The organism is Streptomyces cyslabdanicus (genome assembly GCF_052663305.1).
In genome coordinates this window covers 1-9,329 of the sequence record NZ_JBQRUW010000020.1, presented here as the reverse complement: position 1 = coordinate 9,329, position 9,329 = coordinate 1, and the positions used below count along the sequence as shown (strand labels likewise).

The 9,329-nt window shown below is 71.8% G+C and carries 7 protein-coding genes; 4 read left to right on the top strand and 3 right to left on the bottom strand.

The genetic code is table 11. The features are described 5' to 3' along the window. The first annotated feature begins 120 nt into the window (after positions 1-120). From ACTYVM_RS13815 to ACTYVM_RS13800, 4 genes are all read left to right on the top strand, one after another. Entirely contained in the window at positions 121-885 is a 765-nt protein-coding gene (locus ACTYVM_RS13815; protein ID WP_445526237.1) for a DUF2127 domain-containing protein, read from the top strand. A 60-nt stretch (positions 886-945) separates the two neighbouring features. Beyond that, positions 946-1,374: a MerR family transcriptional regulator gene (locus ACTYVM_RS13810; protein ID WP_445526236.1), complete on the top strand. Its 429-nt coding sequence runs from the start codon at positions 946-948 to the stop codon at positions 1,372-1,374. Continuing rightward, positions 1,371-1,703, top strand: a complete 333-nt coding sequence (locus ACTYVM_RS13805) for a thioredoxin family protein (RefSeq protein WP_445526235.1) — start codon at positions 1,371-1,373, stop codon at positions 1,701-1,703. Before ACTYVM_RS13810 ends, ACTYVM_RS13805 begins: the two co-directional genes overlap by 4 nt. Positions 1,704-1,873: 170 nt before the next feature. Continuing rightward, positions 1,874-4,111 (top strand): HelD family protein, encoded by a 2,238-nt coding sequence (locus tag ACTYVM_RS13800; RefSeq protein WP_445526234.1) that lies wholly within the window; start codon positions 1,874-1,876, stop codon positions 4,109-4,111. Between the two features lie 58 nt (positions 4,112-4,169). Here ACTYVM_RS13800 and glgB read toward each other — a convergent pair whose 3' ends face one another. The 3 genes from glgB to ACTYVM_RS13785 form a co-directional block, all read right to left on the bottom strand. Further along, positions 4,170-6,857 carry a 1,4-alpha-glucan branching enzyme gene (gene glgB / locus ACTYVM_RS13795; RefSeq protein ID WP_445526233.1) on the bottom strand — a complete coding sequence of 896 codons (2,688 nt, stop codon included), beginning with the start codon at positions 6,855-6,857 and terminating at the stop codon, positions 4,170-4,172. A 45-nt stretch (positions 6,858-6,902) separates the two neighbouring features. Then, the gene (locus ACTYVM_RS13790) at positions 6,903-8,297 is read right to left on the bottom strand and encodes a maltokinase N-terminal cap-like domain-containing protein (protein WP_445526232.1); all 1,395 of its coding nucleotides are present in this window, start codon (positions 8,295-8,297) and stop codon (positions 6,903-6,905) included. Positions 8,298-8,390: 93 nt separating this feature from the next. After that, positions 8,391-9,329 (bottom strand): alpha-glucosidase C-terminal domain-containing protein (locus tag ACTYVM_RS13785; protein ID WP_445526231.1); only part of this gene is annotated, 939 nt, incomplete at its 5' end.

Genomic DNA, 9,329 nt, shown 5'->3' with positions numbered 1-9,329 from the left:
TTTTCTCCCCTCCCGCCCTCTCCCCCCCTCCCCCTCCCCTCCCCACCCCCCCCCCCCCCCCCCCCACGGCCGCGTGCACAGGGAACGGTGCACAGGGAAAGGTATGGAGGCAACCACGGGATGGCGATCGACTGGGACCGGCGCACGTGCGCGCGCAAGGGGCATGTGACCTATGCCCCGGACGACCCGAGGCTGCGGATCCGGCTGCACGCGCGGACCGCGCTGGGCGACGTGTGGCGCTGCCTGCGCTGCGGCGACTTCGCGCTCGGTGAGCCGCACGGCTCGGGACCGGCCGGCGACGCCCCGCTGGTGCCGCGCGGCAAGGTGCTGCGGGACCTGTTCATCCTGCGGTTCCTCGCGTTCGAGCGGGCCCTGCGCGGGGTCTTCATCGTGCTGGTCGCGGTGGCGGTGTGGAAATTCAGCAACAGCCAGGACGCGGTACGGCGGCTGTTCGAGAAGTACCTGGACGTCTTCCGCCCGGTCTTCCAGCACTTCCACTACGACCTCGACCACTCGCCGGTCGTCGGCACCGTCCGGAAGACCTTCGGCTACCAGCACTCCACGCTGCTCCTGGTGGCCTCCGTACTGCTGGCCTACGCGCTGGTCGAACTGATCGAGGCCGTCGGCCTGTGGTACGCCAAGCGGTGGGCGGAGTACCTGACCGTGGTCGCCACCGCCGCCTTCCTGCCGCTGGAGATCTACGAACTCACCGAGCACATCAGCGCGGTCAAGATCACCACCCTGGCCCTCAACATCCTCGCCGTCCTCTACATCGCCTTCACCAAACGCCTGTTCGGCCTGCGCGGCGGCCGCAGGGCCTTCGAAGAGGAGCGGCGCGGCGCCTCGCTGCTGGAAGTGGAGGAGTCGGCCGGCGTGATGGCCTGAGCGGGCGGCCGGCGCTCCGCCGTTGCCTTGACGTCGGCGTCAGGGCTTACGTTCGTAGGCATGCGAATCGGCGAGCTGGCCGAGCGGGCCGGGACCACGACGCGGGCGCTGCGGTACTACGAGTCACGGGGGCTGCTGCCCGCGCGACGGGACGCGCAGGGCCACCGCTCCTACGACGAGCGTGATCTGCGGCTGCTGAGGCAGATCAGGACGCTGCGGGACTTCGGGTTCGAGCTGGAGGAGACCCGGCCGTTCGTGGAGTGTCTGCGGGCCGGGCACCCGGAGGGCGACTCGTGCCCGGCGTCCCTCGCGGTCTACCGGCGCAAGCTGGACCAGCTCGACGCGCTGATCGGCGAGCTGCGGGCCGTGCGCGAGCAGGTCGGCGCCCAGCTCGCGAGAGCCGAGCAGGCGCGGGAGGCGCTGGCCGCCGACGCGGGGGTTCCGGGCGGTCCGGAGCCGAGGTGCGAGCTGGGAGGGCGACAGCGGTGATCAGGGCAGCGGGAGTGGCAGAGGTGACGGACGCGGACTTCGCGACGGAGGTACTCGGCGCGGACCTGCCGGTGCTGGTGGAGTTCACGGCCGACTGGTGTCCGCCGTGCCGGCAGATGGGCCCCGTGCTCAGCGCCCTGGCCGCCGAGCAGGGCGACCGGCTGAAGGTGGTCCAGCTCGACGTGGACACCAACCCGGACACCACGAACGCCTACAAGGTGCTGTCGATGCCGACCTTCATGGTCTTCCGCGCCGGTGAACCCGTGAAGTCCATGGTGGGGGCGCGGCCCAAGCGGCGGCTGGTAGAGGAGCTGTCCGACGTGCTGTGACATCGGGCAGGAGAATGAGAAATCCCCCGGGGCAATTGCGCCCGGGGGATTCCTTTGCGTATATTCGGTGATTCACGACTTGGTATTCAACGGGTCGCGAAGAAGTTCAGTGAGCACAGTATATCCGGGCGGGAGCCGAATTGTCAAACACCGAATTTCCAGACGGTGAATTGCGGCAGGAGCAGGAATTCATCGACGGACTGTACGCACGCGTGGACGCGCTGCGCGGTGACACCGAGGAATCCGTCACGGACGCGCTCGCCCAGGGGAACACGCCCATGCAGGCCCGGCTGGAGCGGGACATCCTCGTCGCCGAGCGGTCGGGGCTGCTGGCCGCGCTGAACGCCGTGGACGGCTCGCTCTGCTTCGGCCGGATCGACCTCACCGACGGCGACACCCACCACATCGGCCGCATCGGCCTGCGCGCCGCCGACGCCGAGCGCACGCCGATCCTGATCGACTGGCGCGCCGACGTCGCCCGCCCCTTCTACCTGGCCACCGGCCACACCCCGATGGGCCTGCGCCGCCGCCGGCACATCTCCACCGACGGCCGCCGGGTCACCGCGCTGCACGACGAGATCCTCGACCTGGGCGACACCAGCCGGACCGGCCACGAGGACCCGACCGGCGACGCGGTGCTGCTCGCCGCGCTCGACTCCGCGCGCACCGGCCGGATGGGCGACATCGTGCGGACCATCCAGGCCGACCAGGACCGCATCATCCGCGCGCCGCACCGCGGCGTGCTCGTGGTCGAGGGCGGCCCGGGCACCGGCAAGACCGCGGTCGCCCTGCACCGGGCCGCGTACCTGCTGTACGAGCACCGGGAGCTGTTGGCCCGGCGGGCCGTGCTGATCGTCGGCCCGAACCCGGCGTTCCTCGGCTACATCGGCGAGGTGCTGCCCTCGCTCGGCGAGACCGGGGTGCTCCTGGCGACCGTCGGCGAGCTGTTCCCCGGCGTGCGGGCCACCGCGACGGACGCCCCCGAGGCCGCCGCGGTGAAGGGCCGCGCCGACATGGCCGACGTGCTCGCCGCCGTCGTACGGGACCGGCAGGCGCTGCCCGACCCGGTGATCGCCATCGAGCACGACCGCGAGGTCCTGATGCTCGACGACGGCCTGGTGAACGTCGCCCGTGAGCGCACCCGCGCCGCGAAGCTGCCGCACAACGTGGCCCGCGAGCACTTCGAGGGCCACATCCTGAACACGCTCACCGACCTGGTCGCCGAGCGCATCGGCACCGACCCCTACGACGGCTCCAACCTCCTCGACCCCAGCGACATCAGCCAGATCCGCGACGAGCTCGCCGAGAACCCCGAGGTCTGGTCGGCCATCGACCAGCTGTGGCCCCGGCTGACTCCGCAGCGGCTGGTCGCGGACTTCCTGGCGGATCCGGAGGGGTACGTGAGCGACGAGGACGCGGCCGCCGTCCGCCGCCCGGTGACCCGGGCATGGTCCGTGGCCGACGTCCCCCTGCTCGACGAGGCCGCCGAACTGCTCGGCGAGGACGACAGGGTGGCCCGCGCCCGCGCCGAGCACGAGCGCGAGACACAGATCGCCTATGCCCAGGGCGTGCTGGACGTGTCGTACGCGTCCCGGACGTACGAGTTCGAGGACAAGGAGGACGGCGACCCGGACGCCTCGGAGGTGCTGTCCGCGCACGACATCATCGACGCCGAGCGGTTCGCCGAACGCCACGAGGAGGACGACCACCGCAGCGCCGCCGAGCGTGCGGCGGCCGACCGCACCTGGGCGTTCGGGCACATCATCGTCGACGAGGCGCAGGAGCTGTCACCGATGGCGTGGCGGCTGCTGATGCGGCGCAGCCCGACCCGTTCCATGACCCTGGTCGGCGACCCCGCGCAGACGGCGGAGGCGGCCGGCGTCGGCTCCTGGGCGGACATCCTGCGGCCGTACGTCGAGGACCGCTGGGAGCACACCCGTCTCGGCGTCAACTACCGCACCCCGGCCGAGATCATGGACGTGGCGGCGGCCGTGGTCCGGGCGGAGAACCCCGGCTTCGAGCCCCCGAGCTCGGTCCGCTCCACCGGCGTACGGCCCTGGGCCCGCGCCACCGACGACCTGCCCGGCGCGGTGGAGAAGGCGGTCGCGGAACTCACCCCAACCGAGGGGCGGCTCGCCGTGATCGCCCCGCGCGACCTGCACCGCCGCCTGGCCGCCCGGCTGGACGGGATCACCGCGGGTGCGGAGCCCGACCTGACGCACACGGTCGTCCTGCTCGACCCGCGCCAGGCCAAGGGCCTGGAGTTCGACTCCGTCCTGGTGGTCGAGCCGGGCCGTTACGGCACGAGCGACCTGTACGTGGCGCTGACCCGCGCCACCCAGCAGCTGGGCGTGCTGTACACGGAGGTGTTGCCTCCGGCTCTGGCGGAGGCGTTCTTCGGGGAGTAGCGGTGACTGTCCCGGGGGCTGCCGCCCCCGGACCCCGTTTCGGACGGGGAGGCAGTCCTCACGCCGGGCGCAGCCACACCGTCGTCAGGGGTGGCAGCGTCAGGCGGATGCTCGCCGGGCGGCCGTGCCGGCCGTGGGGCTCCGGTTTGACCGGGTCCGGGTGGACGACGTCGCTGCCGCCGTAGCGGGCCGCGTCGGTGTTGAGGACCTCCCGCCAGGCGGGCACGTCGTCGGGGACGCCGATGCGGTAGTCGGGGCGGACGACCGGGGCGAAGTGGGACACCGCCAGCAGCGGGGTGCCGCCGGCGTCGTGGCGCAGGAAGGCGAGGACGTTGTCGTCCCCCGCGTCCCCGGTGATCCACTGGAAGCCGTCGGGGTGGACGTCGCGCGCCCACAGGGCGGGCGTGGCCCGGTAGACGGTGTTGAGGTCGCGGACCAGGTCCAGCACTCCCCGGTGGTCGGCCGCGGCACCGTAGTGCGGGTCGAGCAGCCACCAGTCCGGGCCGCGTTCCTCGGACCACTCGGCACCCTGGGCGAACTCCTGACCCATGAAGAGGAGTTGCTTGCCCGGGTGGGACCACATGAAGCCCAGGTAGGCGCGCAGGTTCGCCCGCTGCTGCCACCAGTCGCCGGGCATCTTCGACACCAGCGAGCGCTTGCCGTGCACCACTTCGTCGTGCGAGATCGGGAGCACGTAGTTCTCGCTGTAGGCGTACACCATCGAGAAGGTCAGCTCGTGGTGGTGGTACCTGCGGTGGACGGGGTCGTGGCTCATGTACTGGAGCGAGTCGTGCATCCAGCCCATGTTCCACTTCAGCCCGAAACCCAGCCCGCCGAAGCCGCTCGGGCCCCGGTGGTGGGTCGCGCGGGTCACTCCGTCCCAGGCCGTGGACTCCTCCGCGACGGTGACCACGCCCGGCACCCTGCGGTACACGGTCGCGTTCATCTCCTGGAGGAACGCCACCGCGTCCAGGTTCTCCCGGCCGCCGTGCTCGTTGGGTGTCCACTGGCCCGGCTCGCGCGAGTAGTCCAGGTAGAGCATGGAGGCGACCGCGTCCACCCGCAGGCCGTCGATGTGGAACTCCTCGCACCAGAAAAGGGCGTTGGCGACGAGGAAGTTGCGCACCTCGCGGCGGCCGAAGTCGAACTCCAGGGTTCCCCAGTCCGGATGCGCGGCCCGCAGCGGGTCCGCGTGCTCGTACAGGGGGCGGCCGTCGAACTCGGCCAGGGCCCACTCGTCGCGCGGGAAGTGCGCCGGCACCCAGTCCATCAGGACCCCGATGCCCGCCTGATGCAGCGCGTCGACCAGGAACCTGAAGTCGTCCGGGGTGCCCAGGCGCGCGGTGGGCGCGTAGAAACCGGTCACCTGGTAGCCCCAGGAGCCGCCGAACGGATGCTCGGCGACCGGCATCAGCTCCACATGGGTGAAGCCCAGGTCCTTGACGTACGCCGGGAGCTGCTCGGCCAGCTCACGGTAGGTCAGACCAGGCCGCCAGGACGGCAGGTGGACCTCGTACACCGAGAACGGCGCCTCGTGCGCGGGGGTGTCCGCCCGGTGGGTCATCCACTCCGCGTCGCCCCACTCGTGATGCGAGGCGTGGACGATGGACGACGTGGCCGGGGGCACCTCGGTACGACGGGCCAGCGGGTCGGCGCGCAGGGTCCTGGAGCCGTCCGGCCGGGTGATCTCGAACTTGTACAGCTCGCCCTCGCCGATCCCGGGCACGAACAGCTCCCACACGCCCGTGGCGCCGAGCGAGCGCATCGGATACCCGGTGCCGTCCCAGAAGTTGAAGCCACCGGCGACGCGCACCCCCCGGGCGTTGGGCGCCCACACCGCGAACCGGGTGCCGGTCACGCCCCGGTGGGTCGTCGCACGGGCCCCGAGCGCCTGCCACAACTGCTCGTGCCGGCCCTCGCCGATCAGGTGCAGATCGAACTCGCCGAGCGTGGGCAGGAAGCTGTAGGCGTCCTCGGTGTGCTGTACCGCCCCCGCGTACTCCACCTCCAGCCGGTACGCGGGCACCTCCGGCAGCGGCAGCAGCCCCGAGAAGAACCCCTGCCCGTCGTCGCGCAGCCCGGTCCGCCGCTCCCCGGCGACCACGGTCACGCCCAGCGCGTACGGGCGGAACGCCCGGAAGGCGATCCCGCCGGGTACCGGGTGCGCCCCGAGCACGGAGTGCGGATCATGATGCGTCCCGGCGAGCAACCGCTCCCGGTCCCCGTTCCCGACGGCGACGGTGTCGCCACCCTCCGGGCGCCAGGCGACCACGGGCTCGGGCGTCGCGAGCTTCGCCGCCGCGGGTTCCGGCGCCGCCGTGGGCTTCGCCGCCGCGGGTCCGCCCACGGCCGGTCGGACCGGCGTCGTGGCCGGTGCCCTTTTCGCCGCCGGTGCCTTCTTGGCGGTCTTCTTGGCGGCGGCCCCGGCGGCCCCGGTGGCCCCGGCCCGCGCGGCCGTCTTCTTGGGCCTCGTCTCCTTGGCAGTCGTCTTCTTCGCCGACTTCGGCGCCGCCGTCTTCTTGGCTGTGGCCTTCTGGGCCGTCGTCGTCGTCTTCTTCGCTGCCGTCTTCTTCTTGGCCGTGGCCTTCTTCGCGGCTTCCTTCTTCGCGGTCGTCTTCTTGGCTGCCGTCCTCTTCGCGGGGGTCCCCTCCGGCGCTGCCGGGGATTCCGTGGCCTTCCGCGCGCTCTGCGCGGCTTTCGCCGTCTTCTTCAGATCCGAACCGCTGGACGGGGTGCGGGGGGTCACGGGCGGAGCCTCCTCGGCGCAGGTCGATGGAAGACAGGGATGGGGTCAGGCCGTGTCCGGAGCGGCCAGGCGGTGTATCGCGGACATCGGTACCGGGAGCCAGTCGGGGCGGTGCCTGGCCTCGTAGAGAACCTCGTAGATCGCCTTGTCCGTCTCGTAGGCGCGCAGCAGGACGGGGTCGGTGCGCGGGTCGCCGCCGCCGGCCTCGGCGTAGCCGGTGCAGTACGCGGCGCGGCAGGCCGCGGCCCACTCCGGTTGCGGCGGGCCGCCCGCCGAGTGCGCGGCGTAGTCGAAGGAGCGCAGCATTCCGGCGACGTCCCGCACCACGGGCTGGGCCATCCGCCGCTCGGCCAGCGGCTTCGCCGGCTCACCCTCGAAGTCGATCAGCCACCACTGCCCGGAGGGGGAGCGCAGGCACTGCCCGAGATGGAGGTCGCCGTGGATGCGCTGGGCGGTCCAGGTGTGGCCCTCGGACGCCAGATCGGCCAGCGCCTCGAACGCGGAGCGCAGACCGGGGACGTACGGACCGAGCGCGGGCACCGCCTGGGCGGCCGACTCCAGCCGCTCGGTCATGCCGTTCACCAGGGACTCGAGCTGCACATGGCCGAGGGTGACCGTGGGCAGCGCGCGGGCCAGCGCGGTGTGCACCTCGGCGGTGGCGCGGCCCAGCGCCCGTGCCTCGGCGCTGAAGTCCTCGCCCTTGGCCAGCTCGCGCAGCGCCAGCTCCCAGCCGTCCGAGGCGCCCTGCACGAAGGGCTGGAGCACCCCGAGTACATACGACTCGCCGTCCAGCTCCGCCGTCATCCACGCCGTCGGCGGTGGCACCCGTGAGCAGCCCTCCTTGGCCAGGGCCAGCGGCAGTTCCAGGTCGGGGTTGACGCCGGGCACCACCCGGCGCAGCAGTTTCAGGATGAACGTGTCGCCGTAGACCACCGACGAGTTGGACTGCTCGGCGGTGACCACGCGGGGCACCAAGTCGGGGCGTATCTCGTCCCGCCGTTCGAAACGCAGCCCGCCGATGCGGGCCCGGGTGCGCAGCGCCTCCAGGACGACCTCGGCGGGCCGGGGGTCGTACAGGGCGTCGTACACCGTGCGCCCGGTGAGCTGGCCCTCGTGCACATGGCCGATCAGCGCGGGCGCCAGCCGCGGGGGAAGCGCCTCGCGCACGCCTATGAGCAGCTGGTAGCAGTCGCCGGGGTGCGGGACCGTGTCGTGCACGGGAGTGAGCGGCTGGTGGGCGCGCACCAGCAGGTGGTACAGGCCCAGCTTCCGGTCGCCGGGCAGCAGCTCGGTGGCGGCGACCAGCGAGAAGCCCGTCACCGGACGGCCCTTTCCCGAGAACCAGCGCTGCCGCGGCAGCCACTCCCGCAGCAGCGGGTCCAGTGAAGCGAGGAGACCGGGGCCCCCGGCGGTGACAGAGCGTGTGACGGCTTGCGACATGGCTTCCGACATGGCGTCGCGTCCAATCGCTGGTCGGTGTGACTGACGCGTGCCCACGCGTGGGGCGGAGGAAACGCCCGCCCCACCCGGGCATCAGACGGCCGCGTCCCCGCGCAGCCGAAACCAGTAGAAGCCGTGCCCCGCCAGGGTCAGCAGGTACGGCAGCTCCCCGACGGCCGGAAAGCGCACCCCGCCGAACAGCTCGACCGGATGCCGTCCGTGGAACGCGCTCAGGTCCAGCTCCGTGGGCTGGGCGAAGCGGGAGAAGTTGTGGACGCACAGCACCAGGTCGTCCTCGTGCTCCCGCAGGAAGGCGATGACCGCGGGGTTGGAGGAGGGCTGTTCGGTGAAGGAGCCGAGTCCGAAGGCGGGGTTCTGCTTGCGGATCTCGATCATGCGGCGGGTCCAGTGCAGCAGCGACGAGGGGGAGGACATCGACGCCTCGACGTTGGTGACCTGGTAGCCGTAGACGGGGTCCATGATCGTGGGCAGGTAGAGGCGGCCGGGGTCGCAGGAGGAGAAGCCGGCGTTGCGGTCGGGGGTCCACTGCATGGGGGTGCGCACGGCGTCGCGGTCGCCGAGCCAGATGTTGTCGCCCATGCCGATCTCGTCGCCGTAGTAGAGGATGGGGCTGCCGGGCAGGGAGAGCAGCAGGGCGGTGAAGAGTTCGATCTGGTTGCGGTCGTTGTCGAGCAGGGGGGCGAGGCGGCGGCGGATGCCGATGTTGGCGCGCATGCGGGGGTCTTTGGCGTATTCGGCCCACATGTAGTCGCGTTCCTCGTCGGTGACCATTTCGAGGGTGAGCTCGTCGTGGTTGCGCAGGAAGACGCCCCACTGGCAGGTGGCGGGGATGGCGGGGGTCTTGGCGAGGATCTCGGAGACGGGGTAGCGGCTCTCCCTGCGGACCGCCATGAAGATGCGGGGCATGACGGGGAAGTGGAAGGCCATGTGGCACTCGTCGCCGCCGGCGGCGTAGTCGCCGAAGTAGTCGACCACGTCCTCCGGCCACTGGTTCGCCTCCGCCAGCAGCAC

Coding starts and splice junctions, on each gene's coding strand:
- ACTYVM_RS13815 (WP_445526237.1), top strand. CDS start 121: ATGGCGATCGACTGGGACCGGCGCACGTGCGCGCGCAAGGGGCATGTG.
- ACTYVM_RS13810 (WP_445526236.1), top strand. CDS start 946: ATGCGAATCGGCGAGCTGGCCGAGCGGGCCGGGACCACGACGCGGGCG.
- ACTYVM_RS13790 (WP_445526232.1), bottom strand. CDS start 8,297: ATGTCGCAAGCCGTCACACGCTCTGTCACCGCCGGGGGCCCCGGTCTC.